18 protein-coding genes are annotated in these 21,202 nt (G+C 70.7%); 10 read left to right on the top strand and 8 right to left on the bottom strand.

Annotated elements, in window-relative coordinates; genetic code table 11:
* Positions 1–13: 13 nt before the first annotated feature.
* From OG787_RS34105 to OG787_RS34090, 4 genes are all read right to left on the bottom strand, one after another.
* Positions 14–940 carry an oxidoreductase gene (locus OG787_RS34105; RefSeq protein ID WP_405537781.1) on the bottom strand — a complete coding sequence of 309 codons (927 nt, stop codon included), beginning with the start codon at positions 938–940 and terminating at the stop codon, positions 14–16.
* A gap of 113 nt (positions 941–1,053) precedes the next feature.
* Positions 1,054–1,902: an SAM-dependent methyltransferase gene (locus OG787_RS34100; protein WP_405537780.1), complete on the bottom strand. Its 849-nt coding sequence runs from the start codon at positions 1,900–1,902 to the stop codon at positions 1,054–1,056.
* Positions 1,903–1,930: 28 nt separating this feature from the next.
* Complete coding sequence (locus OG787_RS34095; protein WP_405537779.1) at positions 1,931–3,709, bottom strand: SulP family inorganic anion transporter; 1,779 nt, start codon at positions 3,707–3,709, stop codon at positions 1,931–1,933.
* A complete protein-coding gene (locus tag OG787_RS34090; protein WP_369034137.1) occupies positions 3,706–4,317 on the bottom strand; it encodes a carbonic anhydrase in 612 nt (203 codons plus the stop codon). The genes OG787_RS34095 and OG787_RS34090 overlap by 4 nt, the downstream gene beginning before the upstream one ends.
* Before the next feature lie 255 nt (positions 4,318–4,572).
* Here OG787_RS34090 and OG787_RS34085 point away from each other — a divergent pair, with 255 nt between their 5' ends.
* From OG787_RS34085 to OG787_RS34070, 4 genes are all read left to right on the top strand, one after another.
* Positions 4,573–5,454, top strand: coding sequence for a response regulator transcription factor (locus OG787_RS34085; protein WP_405540670.1), 882 nt, complete (start codon positions 4,573–4,575; stop codon positions 5,452–5,454).
* On the top strand, positions 5,451–6,974 hold the full coding sequence (locus OG787_RS34080) for a sensor histidine kinase (protein ID WP_405537778.1): 1,524 nt from the start codon (positions 5,451–5,453) through the stop codon (positions 6,972–6,974). The genes OG787_RS34085 and OG787_RS34080 overlap by 4 nt, the downstream gene beginning before the upstream one ends.
* A 197-nt stretch (positions 6,975–7,171) precedes the next feature.
* On the top strand, positions 7,172–8,332 hold the full coding sequence (locus tag OG787_RS34075; protein WP_405540669.1) for an alkaline phosphatase PhoX: 1,161 nt from the start codon (positions 7,172–7,174) through the stop codon (positions 8,330–8,332).
* 71 nt (positions 8,333–8,403) lie between these two features.
* Positions 8,404–9,000 carry a hypothetical protein gene (locus OG787_RS34070; RefSeq protein ID WP_369034139.1) on the top strand — a complete coding sequence of 199 codons (597 nt, stop codon included), beginning with the start codon at positions 8,404–8,406 and terminating at the stop codon, positions 8,998–9,000.
* 8 nt (positions 9,001–9,008) lie between these two features.
* Here OG787_RS34070 and OG787_RS34065 read toward each other — a convergent pair whose 3' ends face one another.
* Entirely contained in the window at positions 9,009–10,928 is a 1,920-nt protein-coding gene (locus tag OG787_RS34065) for a glycoside hydrolase family 3 protein (RefSeq protein WP_405537776.1), read from the bottom strand.
* A gap of 226 nt (positions 10,929–11,154) precedes the next feature.
* Between OG787_RS34065 and OG787_RS34060 the strand changes: the two genes are divergently transcribed.
* Positions 11,155–11,646, top strand: a complete 492-nt coding sequence (locus OG787_RS34060) for a MarR family winged helix-turn-helix transcriptional regulator (RefSeq protein WP_405537774.1) — start codon at positions 11,155–11,157, stop codon at positions 11,644–11,646.
* A gap of 7 nt (positions 11,647–11,653) precedes the next feature.
* Here the strand turns inward: OG787_RS34060 and OG787_RS34055 are convergent, their stop codons facing one another.
* Positions 11,654–12,214 (bottom strand): PadR family transcriptional regulator, encoded by a 561-nt coding sequence (locus OG787_RS34055; protein ID WP_405537772.1) that lies wholly within the window; start codon positions 12,212–12,214, stop codon positions 11,654–11,656.
* Positions 12,215–12,335: 121 nt separating this feature from the next.
* Between OG787_RS34055 and OG787_RS34050 the strand changes: the two genes are divergently transcribed.
* Both OG787_RS34050 and OG787_RS34045 read left to right on the top strand, forming a co-directional pair.
* On the top strand, positions 12,336–13,979 hold the full coding sequence (locus OG787_RS34050; protein ID WP_405537771.1) for a carboxylesterase/lipase family protein: 1,644 nt from the start codon (positions 12,336–12,338) through the stop codon (positions 13,977–13,979).
* Positions 13,980–14,116: 137 nt separating this feature from the next.
* Entirely contained in the window at positions 14,117–15,346 is a 1,230-nt protein-coding gene (locus tag OG787_RS34045) for an IS701 family transposase (RefSeq protein WP_405537190.1), read from the top strand.
* A 120-nt stretch (positions 15,347–15,466) separates the two neighbouring features.
* On the opposite strand, the gene OG787_RS34040 is transcribed toward OG787_RS34045, so the two are convergent.
* Entirely contained in the window at positions 15,467–16,117 is a 651-nt protein-coding gene (locus OG787_RS34040; RefSeq protein WP_405537770.1) for an FMN-dependent NADH-azoreductase, read from the bottom strand.
* A gap of 127 nt (positions 16,118–16,244) precedes the next feature.
* Between OG787_RS34040 and OG787_RS34035 the strand changes: the two genes are divergently transcribed.
* A complete protein-coding gene (locus OG787_RS34035; RefSeq protein ID WP_369034144.1) occupies positions 16,245–16,913 on the top strand; it encodes a nitroreductase in 669 nt (222 codons plus the stop codon).
* 19 nt (positions 16,914–16,932) lie between these two features.
* Here the strand turns inward: OG787_RS34035 and OG787_RS34030 are convergent, their stop codons facing one another.
* Complete coding sequence (locus tag OG787_RS34030) at positions 16,933–17,565, bottom strand: NADPH-dependent FMN reductase (RefSeq protein WP_405537769.1); 633 nt, start codon at positions 17,563–17,565, stop codon at positions 16,933–16,935.
* A 113-nt stretch (positions 17,566–17,678) separates the two neighbouring features.
* Here OG787_RS34030 and OG787_RS34025 point away from each other — a divergent pair, with 113 nt between their 5' ends.
* Together OG787_RS34025 and OG787_RS34020 are read left to right on the top strand one after the other, a co-directional pair.
* Positions 17,679–18,518 (top strand): helix-turn-helix domain-containing protein, encoded by an 840-nt coding sequence (locus OG787_RS34025; protein WP_369034146.1) that lies wholly within the window; start codon positions 17,679–17,681, stop codon positions 18,516–18,518.
* 198 nt (positions 18,519–18,716) lie between these two features.
* Complete coding sequence (locus OG787_RS34020; protein WP_405537768.1) at positions 18,717–21,068, top strand: NACHT domain-containing protein; 2,352 nt, start codon at positions 18,717–18,719, stop codon at positions 21,066–21,068.
* The last annotated feature ends 134 nt before the right edge of the window (positions 21,069–21,202 follow it).

Here is a 21,202-nt window from a genome sequence, read left to right as displayed (position 1 = left end):
GCCGGGGCACCCCTCACGCCTTCAGGCCCTCGTACGTCACCCCGGTGAGCTGCTCGGAGGCGGCCCAAAGCCGTTCCCCCGCACGGTCGTTGAGCGTCCAGGAGGCCCGCCATGACTTCGCGGGCGCGCCGCGCATGCCCAGGAACCTGGGGCCGATGAACGCGTCGGGCCGTACGTCGGGGGCGGTGGCCGCGTACAGCGTGGGCAGGGCGCCCGCGTCGGCGGACTGGGCGAAGTACCGGTTGCCGATCTCCATGAACCGCTCGGCGCTCTTGCGGCCCTGCATCTTCGGCGCGGCCGTCTGGAGGTTGGTGGCGGCGTACCCGGGATGCGCGGCGGCGGCCACGACATCGGAACCGATCGCGGAAAGCCTGCGCGCCAGCTCGTGCGTGAAGAGCAGGTTGGCCGTCTTGGAACGCCCGTACGCGATCCAACGCCGGTACTTGCGCTCGCTGTTGAGGTCGTCGATGTCGATGTTGGCGTACGCGTGGGTACCGCTGGAGAGGTTCACGATCCGGGCGCCGGGCGTACTGAGCAGCGCCGGGAAGAGCAGCCCGGTGAGCGCGAAGTGCCCGAGGTGGTTGACCCCGAACTGCGTCTCGAACCCGTCGGCGGTCGTCCCGTACGGCAGCGCCATCACGCCCGCGTTGTTGACGAGGAGATCGATCCGCTCGTACGGCAGCCCGGCCGCGAACTCCCGTACGGAGCCCAGGTCTCCGAGGTCAAGGCGCCAGAACTCGGCGATGGCGTCCGGCACTTCACCGAGCAGCCGCCCGACCGCCTCGTTCCCGCGCGCCTCGCTCCGGCACGCGAGCACCACCCGGGCCCCCTTGCGCGCCAACTCCCGCGCGGTGACGTACCCGAGCCCGCTGTTGGCACCGGTGACGACGGCCGTACGACCACTCTGATCGGGGATGTCCTGCGTGTTCCAGCCCGACATGTCCGGGTCCCTCCATTGGTGCGTCCGGCGGATCTCGTCGTGCCCGGTAGATCCAGGCCTGAGTCCCAGAGTGCGCCGGAAGTGCCCCGATGGCCAGTTCCACGCCCCGTATGTCAGGGCTTGCGCCCCACCCCGCAGTAGGCGTCGACAGCCGAGGCGGGGGCGGCCGGGTCCCGGTGGTCGGGGCGCCACTCGGGTACCTGGACCACGCCCGGGTCCACCAGGTCGAGGCCGCCGAAGAATGCGGCGATCTCGCCGATGCTGCGGACGTAGTACGGCACGGCGCCGCTCGCGTTGTACGCCTCGGACGCGGCGATCATGCCCTCGCTGGTGGCGGTGCTGTCGCTGATCACCAGGTGGCTGCCGGACGGCAGGCCCGCCATCAGGCGGGCCACCAGGTCGCGGGCCTGGTCGTGGTCGGCGACGTGGCCGAGGGTGTTGAGGATCATCAGGGCGACCGGCTCGGAGAGGTCGAGGGTTTCGGACGCCGCCTTGATGATGGTCTCGGGGGCGTAGAGGTCGGCGTTCAGATAGACCGTGCGGCCCTCGGGGGTGCCGGCGAGCAGGGCGTCCGCGTGGGCCAGGACGATGGGGTCGTTGTCGACGTACACGATCCTGGCGTCGGGGGCGGCGCGCTGGGCGACCTCGTGGGTGTTGTCGGCGGTCGGCAGGCCGGTGCCGACGTCCAGGAACTGACGTACGCCCTGCTCGTCGGCGAGGTAGCGGACGGCCCGGCCTAAGAAGTGCCGGCTGGTGACGGCCACGTCGACGAGACCCGGGAAGATCTCCTTGATGTGGTCCCCGATCTCCCGGTCGACCTCGTAGTTGTCCTTGCCGCCGACGAAGTAGTTCCAGAAGCGGGCCGAGTGCGGCTTGGTGGTGTCGATACGGGTGCGGGGGCGGGCGCCCGTACCTGTTCCGGTCTCGGTCGAGGGGGTGGGGGTGGGGTCGTCGTCCGACACGGCGGGGCCTCCTGAGTTCCGGTGCTGATCATCCGGGACCAACGTAGGTGAACTCATGCGCTCCGCCGGGGAGTTGTGAAGATCCGCGTTCACGCACCGTAGGGTTCTGGCCATATGCGGTCGTGTCCAGGTAGAACCACTCGGCGTCGGGGCCCGGGACCGGCGGCATCAGCTTCCCCTCGATGGGTTCGGGAGAGGGCTTCTCCGCGCCCGGCATCAGCAGTTCCACCTCTGTGCCCAGGCCCCGCTGCTGCGCGGTGAACTCCTCGACCTGGCTGCGGCAGGCGTGGTCCAGGTGGGTCACGCCGGTCAGGTCGAGGCGGATGCGCGGCTTGCCCGACGCGGCGGACGCCTCCAGCGCCTCGATGACCTGCGGCAACCGCAGGAAGGTCGCGTTGCCCGCCATGACGACCTGGGCGACGTCGGCATCGCCTTCGACGTCCTGGCGGATGACCGTCCGGGACATGCGCAGGGCGGCCAGGACGACCCCGGCGGCCAGTCCGATGAGGACTCCTTCGAGCAGCGCGGTCGCCACGATGACCAGCGTGGTGACCGTCATGACCGCGAACTCGCCCCGGTCCTGGCGCCACATCTTCGGGAACTCCTCGGGCGCGAACAGCTTCCAGCCGCTGTGTACGAGGACTCCCGCGAGCACCGAGATCGGGATCAGCGCGAGCACCTGCGGCAGCAGCAGCGCGAAGGCGAGCAGCCAAAGGCCGTGCAGCGTACGGGAGATACGGGTCTTCGCGCCCGCCTGCACGTTGGCCGAACTGCGTGCCACCACCGCTGTGATGGGCAGTGCGCCGAGGAGCCCGGCGACCGTGTTCCCGGCGCCCTGGGCGACGAGTTCGGCGTTGTAGCGGGTGCGCGGGCCACTGTGCATACGATCGACCGCCGCCGCCGTGAACAGGCTCTCCGCCGAGGCGATGACGGTGAAGGTGAGGATCGCGGTCAGGATTCCTACGTCGGCCAGTCCCGCCAGCTGCTCGGGCCCCGGCACGTCCACGGCGGCCAGCAGGTTGCCCACCTGGAGCGTCTTCACGTCCACGCCGGGCAGCGCCGCGACACCGATCCCGATGCCCACGGCGACCAGCGCGGCCGGGATCTTCTTCACCGGGCCCGGCATCTTCTTCCACAGGAAGCTGAGGACGATGGTGACGACGCCGAGCAGGGCCGCGGTCATCGCCTGCCGGTCGGCCAGGGTGGCGGCGAGCAGTCCGGGCACGCCGGCGATGTTCTCCAGCGGGGTGCCGGGGGCTTTGGAGTCGGACATCGGGTACAACTGGCTGAAGATCAGCGGGAGTCCGATGCCGGCCAGCATGCCCTGGACGACGGCGAGCGAGATGGCCTGGAACATCCGGCCGAGCCGTACGAGGCCGAGGATGATCTGGAGGATCCCGGAGCCGAGGACGATCACGCCGAGCGAGGCGACGCCGTACTCCAGGACGGTCTCCGCGACCAGGGCGGCGAGTCCGGCGGCGGGCCCGCTGACCTGGAGGGTGCTGCCCCGGGCCGCCCCGACGACCAGCCCGCCGATGACCCCGGAGATGATGCCGAGTTCGGCGGGCACCCCGGACGCGACGGCGACACCGATACAGAGCGGCAGCGCCACGAGGAAGACGACGAGGGAGGCGGTGATCTCCGTGGCGAGGTCGGTGCGTCCGGTGCCGCCGCCCTTGGCCCGTCCGGCATCGCCGCCTTTGGTACCTCCCGGGGCCGAAGTCGGCTTGCGCAACGGGGTGGTGGGAACCGGTGCCTTCGGACGCGTACGGGTGCCCTGTGCGTGGCGGGCGTGCTGGCCGCTCATGCCGCGTGCACCCGGAAGCGGTCGTCCTCGTCCAGCTCGTACACCCGGCCGGTGTCGACCTCGTAGTACCAGCCGTGCAGCCGCAGCCGGCCCGAGTCGAGCCGTTGCCGCACCACCGGGTAACTGCCCAGCACGGCAAGCTGGTTGACGACGTTCCGCTGCGCCACCTCGGGCAGTGTCGCCGGGTCGTCGGAGGACTTGGTGAGCACCGGGGCCAGTTCAGGGCGGGCCAGCTCCAGCCAGGCGTCCACGCCGGGCAGCGCGGACAGGTCGTCGCCGGACTTCAGGGCGCCCATCGCCCCGCAGTGGGAGTGGCCACACACGACGAGATGCTGAACGCCGAGCACCTCCAGTGCGTACTCGATGGTGGCGGCCTCACCGGAAGCCGCCCCGTACGCGCTGTGTGGCGGGACGATATTGCCCGCATTCCGCAGCTCGAATATCTCGCCGGGCCGTGCCCCGGTGATCAGTGCGGGTATCACCCGCGAGTCCGAGCAGGTGATGAACAATGCCTCCGGACATTGCCCCTGGGCCAGTTTCCGGTATTCGCCGCTCTCGAAATCCACATGCCGCTTGAACGACCGGGCGCGGTCCAGCAATGCCTTCATGACCCCTCCAGATGGCGCTTGACATGGGGTTACTCCTGCCACCAAGAACGCTAGAGGAGCGCTGCCCAGGGGACGGCCAGCGGAAGGTTAGAGGAACACTAAATCGAGGCCAGGTTTCGGAACCGGGTTATCGTGAGGGGCTTTTCACATTGACCTGGATTCGCTCGGCACGGCATTCGGACGTCTTGTAACGTGTCATCACAGCGTGTCTACTTCAGGAATTCATGGACGCCGTGGGAGTGGGAGACAGGACGTATGGGCGTACGGGTGCTGCTCATCGAGGACGACGAGACGATCGCCGAACCGCTGGCCGAGGGCCTGCGGAACTTCGGGCTGACGGTCGTGCACGTCGCCACCGGGTCCGAGGGCCTGAGAGGACCGCACGGCGACGTCGTCCTGCTCGACCTGGGCCTGCCGGACATGGACGGCATCGACGTGTGCCGGGGCATCCGTCAGACCTCCGAGGTCCCGATCATCATCCTCAGCGCACGCGGCGAGGAGGCCGACCGGGTGCTGGGCCTGGAACTGGGCGCCGACGACTACCTGGCGAAACCTTTCAGCCTGCGCGAACTGGTCGCCCGGGTACGGGCGGTGACCCGGCGCGTGCGACGTCCTGATCCCTACGCGCACGACCCGTACCCGACAGCTCAGGAACCGGCTGTCACGTACGAGGCTCCCGCGTACACGCCTCCCGCTCCCCCACCGACCTCGTACGAGGCGTACGAATCCTTCGACTCGTACGCCTCGCACAACTCGCACACCTCGCATGCCTCGTACGTCTCGCAGGACGCGCCCCACACACCCGAGCCGGCCCCCGCCACCCCCGCCCCCGGTCCCCTCGTCGTCGACCGCCGCACCCGTCAGGTGTGGGTCGGCGAGGTGCCCGTCGCGCTCACGCCCAAGGAGTTCGAGCTGCTGGCGCTGCTCTCCGAGGACCCGGGGGCCGTGTACTCGCGGCGGGAGATCCTCACCCGGGTCTGGGACACCCACTACCAGGGGCCGACCAAGACCCTGGACGTCCATGTCGCCACGCTGCGGCGGAAGTTGGGCGACCCGGCGTGGATCCAGACGCTGCGCGGAGTCGGTTTCCGGCTCGCCGTACGCACCCCGGGCGCACCCAGGGCCGCGGCCTCATGACCCGCCGTCTGCTGCTGAGTTACCTCAGTCTGGCCGCCCTCGTCCTGCTCGGCCTGGAGATCCCGCTGGGCATCGTCTACTCACGGGCCGAGCGGGAGCGGATCGTCAACTCCGCCAACGAGGAGGCCGAGTCGGTGTCGGCGTACGCCGCGCTGTCCCTGGCGTCGGGGCGTCCGGACGAGCTGGCGGCCCGCGCCGCGCACTGCGCACGCCGGATCGGCGGCCAGGTGTTCATCGTCGACGCGAGCGGCCGACTCATCGCCGCGTCACACCAGTTGACGGGCGCCGAGCAGCAGGAGCTGACCTCGCGCCCGGAGGTGACGGCCGCGCTCGACGGTACGGCGACGACCCATGTCAGTACGTCCACGATCGGCGGGGTGCGGTATCTGTCCGTGGCGTCGCCGGTCGGACACGGGGCCGGCCAGGTGAAGGGCGCGGTACGGATCACGCTGCCCACACAGATGGTGCAGTCCCGGGTCCACCAGGTGTGGCTGCTGTTGGCCGCGGTCGGGCTCGCGGTGCTGGCGGCGGTGGCCGTCGTGGCGTTCGCGTGCGCGCGTTGGGCGGGGCGCCCGATCCGTGAACTGGAGCGGGCCACACACGAGTTGGCGGACGGCGGTGCGGCGACGCCGGTCGCGGTGACGTCGGGTCCGCCCGAAGTCCGCAGTCTGGCAGCCGCGTTCAACCGTACGGCCGCTCGGCTCGCCCATCTCCTCGCCTCGCAGCGGGCGTTCGCGGGCGAGGCCTCGCATCAGCTGAAGACCCCGCTGGCCGCGCTGCGGCTGCGTCTGGAGAACCTGGAGCCGGACATCGCCCAGCACGCCCGGGGCAGTCTCACCGCCGCGATGACGGAGACGGACCGGCTGGCCCGGATGGTCGAGGGGCTGCTCGCGATGGCCCGCCTGGAGGAGGACGCGGCGCCGCCCGGCCCGGTCGATCTGGCCGGTGTCTGCGCGGAGCGGCACGGCACCTGGGCCCCGCTGTTCGAGCAACAGGGTGTGTCGCTGGTCCTGTTCACGGGCGGCACGGGACCGGTGGGTCCGGCGCTGGCGCTGCCGGGGGCGGTGGAGCAGATCGTCGACAATCTTCTGTCGAACGCCCTGCGGGTCTCGCCCGCGAACAGCACGGTGGCCATGGAACTGCGTTCCGTCGCTCCGCTCCACCCTCGCCGTCCCCACCTCAACCATCTCAACCACCGTGAGAACCGGGCCACTTGGATCGACCTGCACATCACGGACGAGGGCCCGGGCATGACGGCGGACCAACGCGCCCGCGCCTTCGACCGCTTCTGGCGTGCGCCCGGCGCCCCCAAGGGCGGTACGGGCCTGGGCCTGGCCCTCGTACAGCGGCTCGCGCTGGCGAGTGGCGGGGAGGCGAGCCTGCGGGCGGCGGCAACGGGCGGCCTGGACGCGGTGGTTCGGCTGCCGTCGGCCCAACACGCCATGCAGGGGCAGGCGTTCGGCGGCAGGGATTCGGGGGCGGGGGTACGACGACGGGAGACGTCGGCACTGCGGGCGTAGGACGAACCCCGCCGGACCGAACCCCGCCGGACACCTCCCTCGAGGCGAACTCCCGGCGGCCGGTGCGTCCCGTACGACCACCGACGAGACATCGCGCGTACATGACAATTCCACCCCGTCGCCCTAGGGTCCCTGACGTCACGGCACGTCACGCCACCCCCCTTGGAGCGAGAGTGGACGCACGAGTCAACGCACACGTGGAACGCCGTACCCTTCTGCGCGCCGCCGTCATCGGCGGTTCGGCGGCCGTCTTCGGCGGCACCCTGTGGCGCGGCGCCGCCCACGCGGCCCCCGCCCAGCCGGGCACCGGCCCGTACGGAGCGCTCGCCGCGGCCGACGCCAACGGCATCAGACTGCCCGCCGGCTTCACCAGCCGGGTGATCGCCCGCTCGGGCCAGACGGTCAGCGGAACGTCGTACACCTGGCACAACGCCCCTGACGGCGGGGCCTGTTACGCCGACGGGACGGGCTGGATCTACGTCTCCAACTCGGAGATCAACCCGTCGGGCGGCGCGAGCGCGGTCAGGTTCTCGTCGACCGGAGCCGTCACCTCCGCGTACCGCATCCTCTCCGGCACCCGCCAGAACTGCGCGGGCGGACGCACCCCTTGGAACACCTGGCTGTCCTGCGAGGAGGTGTCGCTGGGGTACGTCTACGAGACCGACCCGTGGGGCACGAGCGCGGCGACGCAGCGTGCGGCGATGGGCCGTTTCAAGCACGAGGCGGCGGCAGCTGACCCGGTGCGCAAGGTCGTCTACCTCACGGAGGACGAGACGAACGGCCGCTTCTACCGCTTCGTTCCCACGACCTGGGGCGATCTGTCGGCTGGCACCCTCCAGGTCCTGGTGGCCGGTACGGCGACCTCGGGCTCGTACACCTGGACGACGGTCCCCGACCCGGACGGCTCCCCGACGACCACGCGCACCCAGGTCTCCGGCTCCAAGTCCTTCAACGGCGGCGAAGGTTGCTACTACGCCGACGACAAGGTCTGGTTCACCACGAAGGGCGACAACCGGGTCTGGCAGCTCAACCTCCTTACGAGCACTTATGAGTTGGCGTACGACGACTCCCTCGTCACCTCGGGCACGGCGCCGCTGACCGGCGTCGACAACATCACCGGCACCTCCTCCGGCGACCTGTTCGTGGCCGAGGACGGCGGCAACATGGAGATCTGTGTGATCACACCGGACGACGTGATCGCCCCGTTCCTGCGCGTCGACGGCCAGCCGGCCTCGGAGATCACGGGCCCGGCGTTCTCCCCGAACGGCAGCCGTCTGTACTTCTCCAGCCAGCGCGGCACGAGCGGCAGTTCCTCGGGCGGGATCACGTACGAGGTGACGGGCCCGTTCCGGTCATAGCCGCCGGTCATACGTTCATACGTTTCGTACTGCGCACCGGCGTTGTCAGTGGTGCGCAGTACGTTGCGGTCATGGGCATTTACCTGGTCGATGTCGGTGCGGAGGAGTGGTTCAGTGAGGACGAGGACGAGGAGGGGCACGCGGAGATCGCCGCGGGGCTGAACACGGAGTTGGTCCGGCGTGGGCTGCCACCGTACGAGTCCGTGCCGGTGGCGGCGGAGTTCGTGCGCGGCTCGGGCCAGTCCTTCGAGGAGAAGATGGTCCCGTCGATGGAGAGCTTCCTGGCACTGTGCCGGGCGCGGCTCTCGGACGCGGAGACAGAGCTGCTCTGCGGCTGGTCCGTGCTGGTGCCGGTGTCCCTGGACGAGGAGATCGAGCTGCCGGTCGAGTCGTCGTACTCCGAGTCGACGGTGATAGCCGGCGCCCCGCAGGTGCTGGTGATCGCCGAGAAGCTGGCGGCGGCGGTCGCGCTGCCGCTGTCCGAGGTCCCGGAGATGTGCGACAACCTGGAGCTGACCTGCTGGTTCCTGGACGGCGCGGCGAAGGAACTGTCCGCCGCCGCGCCGGGCCCCTGGAGCGAGGATCTGGACGCGTCCTTCTACGTGGCGCTGTACCTCCGTGCGGCACAGCACTCACTCAGACGCGGATGTCCGATGATCTACTCCTAGATCCACTCCTAAGGGGTCGTCAGGCCGTATCCGTAGGGGAAGAGCGGGTCGTAGTTCCGGTCGCCGACGTTGATCGGTTCCTGGGCCTCGCTGCGGGGCCAGCTGACGGGGAGTTTCCCGGTGAAGGGGCGCTTGCCGAAGAGGACGTCCGCGACTCCGTCGCCCTCGCTGCCGGGGAGCCAGGACATCACGAAGGCGTCGGCCTTGGGCAGTTGGTCGGTGACGATCTGGGTGCGCCCTGCCACGTCGAGGACGACACAGGTTCTGATGGCCGAGCAGACGCGGTCGATGTTCGCCTGGTCGGTCGCGGAGAGGTTCAGTGTGTGGCCGCCGACACCCACGTCGCCGACGCCCTCGGCGTAGGGGGTCTCGCCGATGACGACGACGCCGACGTCGTGACCGGCGGTGGGGGCACTGGCGTCCGCGCTGTAGGTGACGTTCTTCGCGGTCTTCCGGATGCCCTGGAGGATGGTGGTGCCGGGGAAGGCGGTGTTGCCGGACTGCCCCTGCCAGGTGACGGTCCAGCCGCCGGCCTGGTTGCCGAGGTCATCGGCGTTGACACCGGCGACGTAGAGCCGCTGCGAGGGCTTGAGCGGCAGCGCCTTGCCGTCGTTCTTCAGCAGCACCTGGGACTCGGCGACCGCACGGCGGGCCACGGAGCGGTGGGCGGCCGAGCCGATGGTGTCGATGTGCGAGCGGTCGGTGTACGGGTGCTCGAACAGGCCGAGTTCGAACTTGGCCTTCAGGATGCGGGAGGCCGCGTCGTCGATCCGGGACGTCTTGACCCGCCCGGCCTGCACCTCGGCGGTGAGGGCCTGGATGAACTGGGGCGCGTTGTACGGCTGCATGAACATGTCCATGCCCGCGTTGACGGAGGTGCGGACCTGGGTGGCGAAGTCGCCGGGGATCTCGCCGATGGCGTCCCAGTCGCTGATGAGGAAGCCGTCGAAGCCGATCTTCTGCTTCAGGACGTCGGTGAGCAGTTCCTTGTGGGCGCTCATCCTGATCGGCTCGCTGCCGGGCACGTCGGTCCACTGGACCGAGGAGTACGAGGGCATGACGCTGCCGACGTCGTGCACCTGGACGGCGGTCACATAGGGGGCCAGGTCGATCTCGGCGAAGCGCCTGTGGCTGGTCCTCGTGATGCCGCGGTCGATGATGTAGTCGCCGGTGGTCGACGTGCCGTAGGTGGTGTCGCCGTCGCCCGCGTAGTGCTTGACGGTGGCCAGGACGCGGTCGTTCCGGGCGAGATCCTTGGTGCTGCCGCCCTGCAAACCCTCGACGGCGGTGGTCATCCGGGAGACGAGCCGCGGATCCTCGCCGAAGCTCTCGTAGGAGCGGCCCCAGCGTTCGTCGCGGGTGACACAGACACAGGGCGCGAACACCCACTGCGGGCCGGTGGCGCGGGTCTCGGTGGCGGTGATGTGCGCCGCCTCGCGGACGAGCGCGGTGTCACGGGTGGCACCCATGCCGATGTTGTGCGGGAAGATCGTGGCGCCGACCAGGTTGCCGTGGCCGTGCACGGAGTCGACGCCGTACAGGATCGGGATGCGCAGCCGGCTCGCGAGCGCGTGCGACTGGTAGCCGTCGACCATGTCCGCCCACGCCTCGGGGGTGTTGGGCGTGGGGACCGAGCCGCCACCGGACAGCAGCGACCCCAGGGCGAGGCTGGTGATCTGCGTCTTGTCGCTCTCGACCGACCCCCGCTCGGCCTGCGTCATCTGGCCGACCTTCTCCGCGAGGGTCATCCGGCCCAGCAGATCGGCGACCCGCTGCTTCACCGGCAGGCGGGAGTCGAGATAGGGCCGCGTACCGCTGACGGCGGTGGCCGAGGCGCCGGGCTCGGCGACGGCCGACGAGACCGGGATCGCCGTGACGACCAGGGCGGCGGCCGCCAGTAGCAGGGCTGCGGGGTGCTGTTGTCTCACGTCGGTGCTCCTTGAACGTGGCCGCCTCATTGCGGCACGAGCGGAGGTGCGCTGCCGGACTGCTGTTGAGGGAGGAGGGGAGGGGAGGGGAGGGGACGCGATCGGTGACCTGTCCACCTCACCGATCACACCAGCCGGTCCCACCCGCCGACCCCATCCTTCCCGCCAGTCATTTCATTTCAAACGAGACCGTATCGAATGAGCCGATTGGCTGTAATGTGACCCCATGACCGCCGATGCTCCCCACGGAACCGCCTCCTCCCCCTCACGGGTGACCGACCGCCCCGGGGACGCCTCGCCTTTCGCGCTCGGTCTGTTGCTGCGCCGGGCGCACTGGCGGGCCGCCTCGGTGATGGAGGAGGCGCTCCGGCCGCTCGGCATCGAGCTGCGGCACTTCGCCGTGCTGATCGTGCTGGCCGACCGCGGCCCCACGGTCCAGCGGGACCTGGTGGCGGCGACGGGCTCGGACAAGGCGGGGATCATGCGGGTCGTGGACGACCTGGAGCGCAAGGGACTGGCCGTACGGAAGTCCGTCCCGGGCGACCGGCGGGTACGGGCGGTGGAGATCACGCCCCAGGGCGTCGAACTCTTCGACGCGGCCCATGTGGCGGCGCAGCCGCTGGCCGAGCGCATGGTCGCGGAGCTGGGGGCCGGCGAGGCCGAGCAGCTGGCGGACCTCCTGACCCGGTTCGCACACCCCTCGGGCGGCGAGGCGTAGGCGAGGATCAGTGACTGGTCCCGGCGAGTTCGGCCAGCACCTGTTCCAGCCAGCGCACGTGTGTTTCCAGAGCCCGGTCCTTGTAGTCGTGGACGTGATCCAGGATCTGTGACATCCGGGCCCGGTCGATCCCGGACAGCCAGGGCTCCTCACGGATCTCCCGGGCCCGGAACCGGTCCAACTGGGCCCGGCGGGCGTCGAGTTCGATCTGTACGAGCCGGACGTGCTCCTCCGGTTCCAGGAAGATCGCGAGGGTGCAGCGGATCAGGAACTCGGGGTCGCTGAAGTCGGGCGACGGCGCGTACGGCACGGCCAGGCGGTCGCGCAGTTCACGCTCGCCGGCGTCGGTGGCGACGTACACCTTGGCGTCGGGGCGGCCTTCGTTGTGCTGCACGGTGAAGCTGACCCAGCCGTCGGCGCACATGCGGTTGAGCGTTCGGTAGACCTGGCTCTGCTGGGTGCGCAGGCGGACCATGCGGCCCATCTCGCTGTCCAGCCACCGCTTCAGGTCGTACCCCGTGCAGGGACGCATGGCCACCATTCCGAGCAGTACGTGCTCCAGCTTCATGTGCCGGCTTCGCCACCTTTCCCTCGTTGAAACATATGCCACTAGTCACCTATGGCACTTTGCCCCTAGTCTCCATGGTGCCCGAGTCGTCCCGCCGGGCCGCCCATTCCCGGGAGACCCTATGTCCCATGCCCGAAGACTCCTGCGCGCGGTGCGCCGGACTCTGATCCCCGTCACCGTCACCGCCCTGGCGGTCGCGTTCACCTCCGCACAGGCGAGCCCCGTCGGTCATCCCGGATCCACGGCAGGCGCCGCCCACTCCCTCCTCGTCCGCACCGCCAACGGCGTGGTGCGCGGGGCCGCCACCACCGAGGGACGGCAGTTCCTCGGCATCCCCTACGCCCAGTCGCCCACCGGCGCCCTGCGCTGGCAGGCCCCCCGCCGCCCGGCCGACTGGCGCGGCGTCCGGGACGCCACCGAATACGGCGACTACTGCGCGCAGAACACCTACTGGGCCCCCGGATACAGCACCCAGCACACCACCGAGGACTGCCTGGACGTCAACGTCTACACACCGCCCGCCACCTCACGCACGGCCTCGCGCGCGGCCGGGCTGCCCGTCCTGGTCTGGATCCACGGCGGCGCCAACATCGGCGGGGACGCCCGCGACATCGTCCCCGACACCTTCGCCCGCCGTACGAACAGCATCGTGGTGACGGTCGACTACCGGATCGGCGCCTTCGGCTTCCTGACCCTGCCCGGTACGACCGGCAACTTCGCGCTCCTCGACCAGCAGCAGGCGCTGCGCTGGGTGCGCTCGAACATCGGGGCCTTCGGCGGAGACGCCGGCCGGGTCACGCTGGCCGGTCAGTCGGCCGGCGGCAGCGCGGTCTGCGCCCAGCTCGCCTCCCCCGCCGGCCGGGGCCTGTTCCGGGCGGCGATCATCGAGAGCGGCGCCTACTTCGACTGCGGGGGCAGCACCCGCGCCCAGGCCGAGAGCACCGGGCTGGCCTTCGCCAAGAAGCTCGGCTGCACCGACGCCGCCACCGCGGCGGCCTGTCTGCGGGCCAAGCCGGCCAAGGCGATCCTCGACGCCCAGAACGGCACCGGCCCCGAGACCTGGAATGCGACCGTCGGGGGCCGTGAACTGCCCGTGCAGCCCGCCGAGGCGTTCACCTCCGGCCGGGCCTCCCGCGTCCCCGTGATGAACGGCGCCACCAGCGACGAGGGTCTGGTCTTCGCGTACGACAGCTTCGACCGCTGGGGCAACGCGCTGACCGCGGACGCCTACCCCAAGGCGCTGACCTCGGCCTTCGGTGACACGATCGGCGCCAGGGCCCTGGCCCGCTACCCGCTCGGCGCCTACGAGCGCCCCGGCTACGCCTATGCCGCGGCCTACGGCGACTTCCTCTTCGCCTGCCCCGCCCTGCGGGCCGACACCCGCCTGGCCCAGCGCGGCCGTGTCTACTCGTACGAGTTCGCCGACCGCACCTCGCCCCTGTTCGCGTCACTCCCCCAGGACGCCGACTTCGACTTCGGCGCCACGCACGCGGCCGAACTGAACTACCTGTTCAAGCCGTACGGCATCGGCGCCCGCCTCGACACCGAACAGCGCGCGCTCGCCGACCAGATGACCGCCTACTGGGCGTCCTTCATCCACGGCTCGGCCCCGAGCGCCCCCGGCCGGCCCGTCATGCCGGACCAGAAGTCAGCCCCGGGCACCGTGCTTCAGCTGCGCACGGCCTCGCGGGGCGGCAACGCGGCCACCTCCGGGACCGGGAAGGCGCACCACTGCGACCTGTGGGACGCGGCGGCCGGCTCCTGACCACCGTCGCCACCGCAGACGGGCTCGCCCTCGGCATGACGCCGAGGGCGAGCCCGTCTGCGGTGATCCGGCCGACATGGCCTAGTAGTGCTTCGTTAGGTCTAGTCGTTGTCGCTGATCAAGAGCATGTTGGTTAGGTGGACACGCATGAAGTGAACCGATTGCGGGCCTCGTTAGGGCTGTTCGTGGCCGATGTGTTCGCCTCGGTGCCGCGCAAGGATCAGCGGGCCAAGGGCGAGTGCTATCTGCGCGGGCTGATGCTGGATGGCCGGCGCAAGTCGATCCAGCCGATGGCCCAGCGGCTGCCGGACGGGAACATGCAGGCCTTGCAGCAGTTCGTCAGCCAGTCGCCGTGGCAGTGGACGCCGGTGCGGCGGCGGATCGCCGAGCGGCTGGTCCAGGTGGTCAGGCCCGAGGTGTGGGTCATCGACGATGTGTCGTTTCCCAAGTGCGGGCGGTCCTCGGTCGGGGTGGCCCGGCAGTACTGCGGGGCGTTGGGCAAGCGGGCCAACTGCCAGGTCGCCGTCAGTGTGCACGCGGCCACCGATCTTGCTTCCTGCCCACTGGAATGGGAGCTGTTCCTGCCCGAGGAATGGGCCCACGACAGCCGGCGCCGCACGGCTGCGGGCGTGCCCGAGGAGGTCGGGCATGTGACCAAGCCCCGTCTGGCTCTGGGGCTGCTGGAGAGGCTGGCGGGCTGGCTGGGGTCGGTGCCGGTGATCGTGGCCGACTGCGGCTATGGCCGCAGTGTCTCCTTCCGCCTGGCCCTGGAGGAACGTGGCTGGTCCTACGTCATGGCCGTCGAGCCCAAGGAGATCGCCCGCCCGGCCGCTGCCGCGCCGCATCTGCCTCCCTACCAGGGCCTGGGCCCGCCCACGCTGCCCCGCTACCGCGAGCCCGCCCGCCCCCTGCATCAACTGATCGATGCGGGCACCTGCTTCGAAACCGTCACCTGGCGCCAGGGCAGCAAAGGACCGATGACCTCACGCTTTGCCGTGCTCGAGGTGCGGCCCTCGGGCAAGGAAGCCACCCGCACCGCGCAGGAACACGCCGGCGGACGCAGCCGGTGGAACGGCGAGCTGCCGCTGCGGACCCTGCTGGTCGAACAGCCCGATACGGCGCCAGAACCCACCGGCTACTGGATGACCAATCTGCCCGCCACCACACCGATCGTCGATCTCGTGCGCTTCGCCAAGATGCGCTGGCGCATCGAGCACGACTACCGCGAACTCAAACACGGTCTGGGACTGGACCACTTCGAGGGCCGCACCTGGCGCGGCTGGCACCACCACGTCACCCTCGTCACCGCCGCCCAGGCCTTCCTCACTCTGCGGCGCTACGACCCAAAAGCCCGCACGAAAGCCTGACCCTCTACCAAGTCCTCGACGCGTTACAGGACCTGCTGCGGTGCTGGAGCGGCACCTGCACCACCTGCGGCCGCCCCCTCACCACACGCCGACGCAGAACCAGAACCTAACGAAGCACTACTAGGCGGCGACGCGCTCCGCGACCTCCTTGGCCTTCTTCGCGGCCTCCTCGAAGGCGCGCTCGCGGGAGGCCTCGTACAGCGGGATCAGGTCGGACATGGCCGGGACGCGGGTGGACAGGGTGAGTTCCGGGACGATGAACTCGAGGTCCAGGCCGAAGGTGTCGCGGAGGACGGCCTCCAGGTAGTTCTGTACGAACTCGAAGCCCTCGCGCGGCGTGCCGGGCGCGTAGGAGCCGCCCCGGCTGGCGACGACGACGGCCGGGGTGCCCTTGGCGGACGGGGTCTCGCCGGCGGTGCGGCCGACCATGTACACGTTGTCCACCCACGCCTTGAGGGTCGACGGGATCGAGAAGTTGTGCATGGGGGCGCCGATCAGGACGGCGTCCGCCCCCTCCAGTTCCCCGATGAGCGTCTCGCGCACGGCGAACGCGGCGGCCTGCTCCGGCGTACGCGCGGCCGGCGCGGCGAAACCGGCGCTCCAGGCGTCGGCGGTGATGTGCGGGACCGGGTCGACGGCGAGGTCGCGGTAGATCACCGTGCCGCCGGGGTGCTGCTCCTCCCAGACCTCCCGGAAGGCGGCCGCGACCGAACGGGACGAGGACGCCTCGCCCGGGAACACGGACGAGTCGATGTGCAGCAGCGTGGCCATGACTTTCTCCTGCGGATAGGCGATGTGACTTGTTCTCACCCATAGTTAAACACAAGAAAGGTATCGAATGATACCGTCGCGATCGCAACGGAGCTGAACACGTCGAGCAAACGAGAGGCAGACGATCATGGACGTCCATGAGGCGGTCAGCAGCCGACGAGCGGTACGCGGATTCACCGACCGGCCGGTCCCGAGGGAGGTGTTGGAGCGCGTCTTGGCCGACGCGGCCTGGGCCCCGTCCGCGTCGAACCTCCAGCCGTGGCACGTCTACGTGGCGACCGACGCGCCCCTGGCCGAACTCAAGAAGCGCGCCGGCGAACGCGTGGCCTCGGGCGACCCCTGGGACGAGCCGGAGTACGAGCAGTACCCGCCCGACCTGAAGTCCCCCTACCGCGACCGCCGTTCCGCCTTCGGCGAGCAGCGCTACGGCGCACTCGGCATCCCGCGCGGCGACCTGGAGGCACGCCAGCGAGCGGCCTCCGCGAACTGGGACTGCTTCGGCGCGCCCGCCGCCCTGTTCTGCTACATCGACCGCGACATGGGCCCGGCCCAGTGGTCCGACGTCGGCATGTACCTCCAGACGGTGATGCTGCTGCTGCGCGCCGAGGGGCTGCACAGCTGTACGCAGATGGCGTGGGCGAAGTACCACAGGACCGTCGCGGAGGTCGTGTCACCGCCGCAGGAGCTGCTGCTCTTCTGCGGCATGTCGATCGGCTTCGAGGACGCCACGGTGGACCAGCCGCGCACGGGCCGGGCACCGCTCGCGGAGACGGTGACGTTCGTGGACGGCCACTGACGGCCGCCGGCCCCAGCCTTTATGCCGGGTAGGGAGTGGCCGCCCGTGCGGTCCTGAGCGCGCCCGCCCACCAGGCCAGCTGCTCCAGCAACGTCTTGGCGTACCGGGGAGTCTCGGGGTCGACCGGACGACCGTCCTGCCACGCGGTGAAGTAGTTCGGGAAGGCGAGGCCGTCGCGGATGGTCACGGCGTGCAGTTCGGTCAGCACGTTCTCCAGGTGCAGGACCGCGTGACGGCCGCCCGCCGCGCCCCCGTAGCTGACGAAGGCGACGGGCTTGGCCGTCCACTGGGTGAAGTGCCAGTCGACGGCCGCCTTCAGGGAGGCGGGATAGCTGTGGTTGTACTCGGGCGTGACCACGACGAACGCGTCCGCGCTCTCCAGCGCGGCGGTCAGCGGCCGCATCCCGGCCGGGCGCGGGTAGTCGTCGCCGGCGTACTTCGGCGAGGCCGCGGGCAGTGACAGCGGGATCTCGAAACCGGCCAGATCGACGACCTCCACGTCGAACCCGCCGTGCAGACGGGCCTGTTCGGCGACCCAGGAGGCGACGACGGGCCCGAACCGTCCCTCCCGGACGCTCCCGACGACGATCACCAGCCTGTGCGGGTTGTTGTGCGTGCTGCTGTCCTGGTTGTTGTCCACGTTGTTGTCCATGGCCACCACGATCGGGGCGCCCCCGGGCCGCAGCCAGACCGGGCTCAGGCTGGCCCCCGCAGGGCCAGCCTGAGCCCATCGCGACCGGCCGGGCCCGCCCTATCCTCGAAGGCATGGGTACGCCGCTGGGGGACTTCATCCGGGCCAAGCGCGACAGCATCCAGCCGGGGACACTCGGCCTGCCGGACCGGGGCCGCCGCCGCTCACCGGGGCTACGACGCCAGGATCTCGCGGCGCGCGCGGGCATCAGCGTCGAGTACCTGACCCGTATCGAGCAGGGCCGTGACCGCAATCCCTCGGTGGCGGTGGTCAACGCCCTCGCCGACGCCCTCAGCCTCTCCCCGTCCGAGCGCGCCCATCTGCGCTACCTCACGAAGATCTCCGGCGGGGAATGCGTCATGCACCCTCGCCCCGAACCCCCGTCCCGGCAGGTACGGGACGCGGTCCTGCGGACACTCCGCCTCCTGGAACCAGGCATCGCCGTGGTGACCAACCGGCTGGGCGACATCCTCGCCCACACTCCCGCGTACGACGCGGTGATGAACGCGAGCGGCCTGCTCGACACCGAGTCCCCGAACCTCACCCGGTACGTCTTCACCGACCCCCGCGCCCACACCTTCTTCTCCGACTGGGACGAGGTCGCCGACGAGCAGGCCTTCGACCTGTGGCTCGCCCCCTCCGCCGAGAACTCCGAGTGGTTCCGCTCGGACCTCACACCCCTGGCCGGCCCCGACCTGACCCGGCGCCTGAACCGGCACGTGGTCCCACAGCGCGGCGTCCTCCGCATCGACCATCCGGCCGGACACAACCTCCGGCTGCTCCGCGAGACACTCGAATTCACCGCGGAAGCACAGCAGTTGATCATCTTCCTGCCGGCGGACGACCAGACCGCCGAGGCCGTGGACCAGCTCGCCCACCAGTCCCGACACGGCACGCTCCGAGCCATCTCCTGACTCGCGCCGGGTGAGAACCCAACGGCCACTGGACAACTCCCCCGTTGATGCCTGGCGGCGCAAGGCTCATGCGCCCGCTCACACGCGACGGCGTTTGCGCCTTGTGCCCCAAGCCCCGGCCACCGCCGGTGACCGGCGTAGGTGGTGGGTCGTTGCTCTTCGTGCGGGGCAGGTCGTGCGTGGACGACGGGGGCATGGGTGCGGTGGCGCTGGGGTTTGGTGTGGGTGCTGGGCGCCGGGCTGGTGGCCGGGCTCGGTCTGCTGTGGTGGCTGAAGGGTGTCTCGGATGCGGGGAACGCCGCCTCCGTGCTGGGCTCCGTCGGCGTGATCGCGCTGCTGGCGGCGTGGGCCCGGCGCAACGGGCGGGCCCACAGCGGCGCCGACCAGGTGGACGAGGCCGCGAAGGATCTGGCACGCCTGGTGCTGCGCCAGTGGGAGGAAGAAGCCACGCTGCGCCAGCTGTTCGATCCGGCGCCGCTCCCGGTGGCCTGGTCCGACAGCTTGCTGCCCGGTGTGGGGGATCATCGGGAGCTGGTGGGTGACCCCGTCGACTGCCGGGCGGACGAACCGGAGAACCTGGCCCGCGCGTTTCGTGCGCTGCCGCGCCGTCGGCTCGTCGTCATCGGTGCGGCCGGGTCGGGGAAGAGCACCTTCGCCGTCCTGCTGACGCTCGGGCTGCTGCGTTCCCGCGCGGAGGGCGACCCGGTGCCGGTCCTGCTCTCGCTCGCGTCGTTCGACCCCGCGCGGGAAGGCCCGGGAGAATGGCTGCGCCGCAGGATCACGGCGGACTGCTCGGCGTTGGCCGACACAGAGGCCTACGGGCCGACGGCCGTACGGGATCTGCTGGCCGACGGCCGGATCCTGCCCGTACTCGACGGACTGGACGAACTCCCGGCCGCCGGCCAGGCCGCGGTTCTCACGGCACTGAACCACGGCTTCGCCACGGACGCCCCGCTGGTGCTGACCTGCCGTACCGCCAACTACGTCAGTGCCGTGGCACAGGCCGGCGTGCTGGCGGGCAGCGCCGTGATCGAGCCCGCGCCGGTCCGCCACGACGACGCGGTCGCCCTGCTGCGGCTCGCCGCCCCGCCCGGCCGCGGCCACCGCTGGACGATCCTCGCCGACCATCTGCGGGACCACCCCGAAGGCCCGGTGGCCCAGGCCCTGACCAGCCCGCTGATGGTCGTCCTGGCCCGGTCGGTGTACGCCGACGCGGCCGGCGCCGATCCTGCGGAACTCGCCGACCCCGCCCGCTTCCCCACCTCCGCCGCCGTCGAGCACCACCTCCTCGACAGACTCGTCCCGGCGCTCTACGGGCGCGCCCACGCCGCCGACCCCGGCAGCCGCCGTTGGGACCCGGACCGGGCCCAGCGCTACCTCACCCACCTCGCCCGGTGTCTGACCGCGCAGGGCACGCACGACCTTGCCTGGTGGCAGCTGTACCGCTCGGTACCCGTACTGACCAGAACCTGGAGCCGGGCGCTCCTGTGGAGCCTGGCGGCGGCGGTCGCGAGCGCCGTGCCGCTGCTGTGGACCACGGCCGAGAAGTTCAGCGAGGGGCTGACGGACAACGCGCCGTTCCCCGGTGCGGACTACGTCTCCACGTTCGCCGCCATGGCGTTCTGCATGGTGTGCGTGGCGTCGGCCCTGCCTCGCCGGGGCATCCCGACGGCATGCGTCACGGCGGTGTGCGGGGCCCTGGCCGGCGCTGTGGTCCTGGAGACCTGGTACGCGACGGTCGGTGACCTGGGGCTCGCAGACGTGCCCTCCGACCTGCTGGACGGCCTGTTCGACGGGACGTTCGTGTTCCTGGTCGTCCTCCTGACCACCGGCCCGCCCGTGCCGCCGTCGTCCCCCAGCCGGGCGTCCTTCACCACCCGCCGCTGGCGCCGCCGGCTCCTCCACGCCGCCGCCCGTACCTGCGGGGTCGCCCTCCTCGTCGGCGCGGCGTTCAACGTCTACTGGCTCTTCGACGACGAGCGCCCGGCCTTGGCCGCCGTCTGGGGCGCGAGTCTCCCGATCGGCCTCGTCGTGGGCATCGGACTGGCCGCCCTTCAGTGGACCAGGAACTCGGTGACCGTCAACGACGTCACCACACCCCCGTCGTCGATCCGGGGCGACCGCCGGATCACTCTGCTCCACGGCGCCTACGCCGCTCTGCTGCTGAGCGTCCTCGCCGCCGCCGTGACCCTCTTCCTCAACAGGCCCGTACCACCCGGCTTCCCCACGGTCATGGAAGCGGCCGTACAACCACACTGCGTCTCCGTCGGCCTGCTGGGAGTGGTCCTGGCCCTGGCCGCCGCCTCCTGGCCGCACTACCTCGCGGCCAGACTGGTCCTCGCCGCCCGCACCCGGCTGCCCTGGCGCTTGCAGTCCTTCCTGACGGACGCCCACCGACTGGGTGTCCTGCGCCAGGTGGGCCCCGTCCACCAGTTCCGCCACGCCCGCATCCAGCACCACCTCACCGAATCCCCCGGCCTCCCCGCCCAACGCCGCCCGACCGAACCGTCCGACACCGCCCCGGCAGCCACGGGCCCCGTCGAACCGTGACGCGGCACGGACCGCGTCCGCCACGCAAAGAGGCGGCACCCCCCGCACAGGGGTGCCGCCTCTTCTCGTACACCGGAGCCACCGTCGGTCGCGAGGGTCGGGTTGACCGACGACAGCCCCGGAGATCAACAGGC

Source organism: Streptomyces sp. NBC_00075 (assembly GCF_045041225.1).
GTDB classification, from domain to species: domain Bacteria; phylum Actinomycetota; class Actinomycetes; order Streptomycetales; family Streptomycetaceae; genus Streptomyces; species Streptomyces adonidis.
The sequence above is the reverse complement of the archived record's forward strand: the minus strand, read 5'-3'. Positions and strand labels throughout refer to the sequence as shown.

Excerpts from the sequence above, each read along its gene's own strand:
- OG787_RS34085 (WP_405540670.1), top strand. The coding sequence starts at position 4,573 with ATGGGCGTACGGGTGCTGCTCATCGAGGACGACGAGACGATCGCCGAA.
- OG787_RS34080 (WP_405537778.1), top strand. The coding sequence starts at position 5,451 with ATGACCCGCCGTCTGCTGCTGAGTTACCTCAGTCTGGCCGCCCTCGTC.
- OG787_RS34095 (WP_405537779.1), bottom strand. The coding sequence starts at position 3,709 with ATGAGCGGCCAGCACGCCCGCCACGCACAGGGCACCCGTACGCGTCCG.
- OG787_RS34090 (WP_369034137.1), bottom strand. The coding sequence starts at position 4,317 with ATGAAGGCATTGCTGGACCGCGCCCGGTCGTTCAAGCGGCATGTGGAT.
- OG787_RS34050 (WP_405537771.1), top strand. The coding sequence starts at position 12,336 with ATGTCCCATGCCCGAAGACTCCTGCGCGCGGTGCGCCGGACTCTGATC.
- OG787_RS34030 (WP_405537769.1), bottom strand. The coding sequence starts at position 17,565 with ATGGACAACAACGTGGACAACAACCAGGACAGCAGCACGCACAACAAC.
- OG787_RS34040 (WP_405537770.1), bottom strand. The coding sequence starts at position 16,117 with ATGGCCACGCTGCTGCACATCGACTCGTCCGTGTTCCCGGGCGAGGCG.
- OG787_RS34060 (WP_405537774.1), top strand. The coding sequence starts at position 11,155 with ATGACCGCCGATGCTCCCCACGGAACCGCCTCCTCCCCCTCACGGGTG.
- OG787_RS34035 (WP_369034144.1), top strand. The coding sequence starts at position 16,245 with ATGGACGTCCATGAGGCGGTCAGCAGCCGACGAGCGGTACGCGGATTC.
- OG787_RS34105 (WP_405537781.1), bottom strand. The coding sequence starts at position 940 with ATGTCGGGCTGGAACACGCAGGACATCCCCGATCAGAGTGGTCGTACG.
- OG787_RS34070 (WP_369034139.1), top strand. The coding sequence starts at position 8,404 with ATGGGCATTTACCTGGTCGATGTCGGTGCGGAGGAGTGGTTCAGTGAG.
- OG787_RS34055 (WP_405537772.1), bottom strand. The coding sequence starts at position 12,214 with ATGAAGCTGGAGCACGTACTGCTCGGAATGGTGGCCATGCGTCCCTGC.
- OG787_RS34025 (WP_369034146.1), top strand. The coding sequence starts at position 17,679 with ATGGGTACGCCGCTGGGGGACTTCATCCGGGCCAAGCGCGACAGCATC.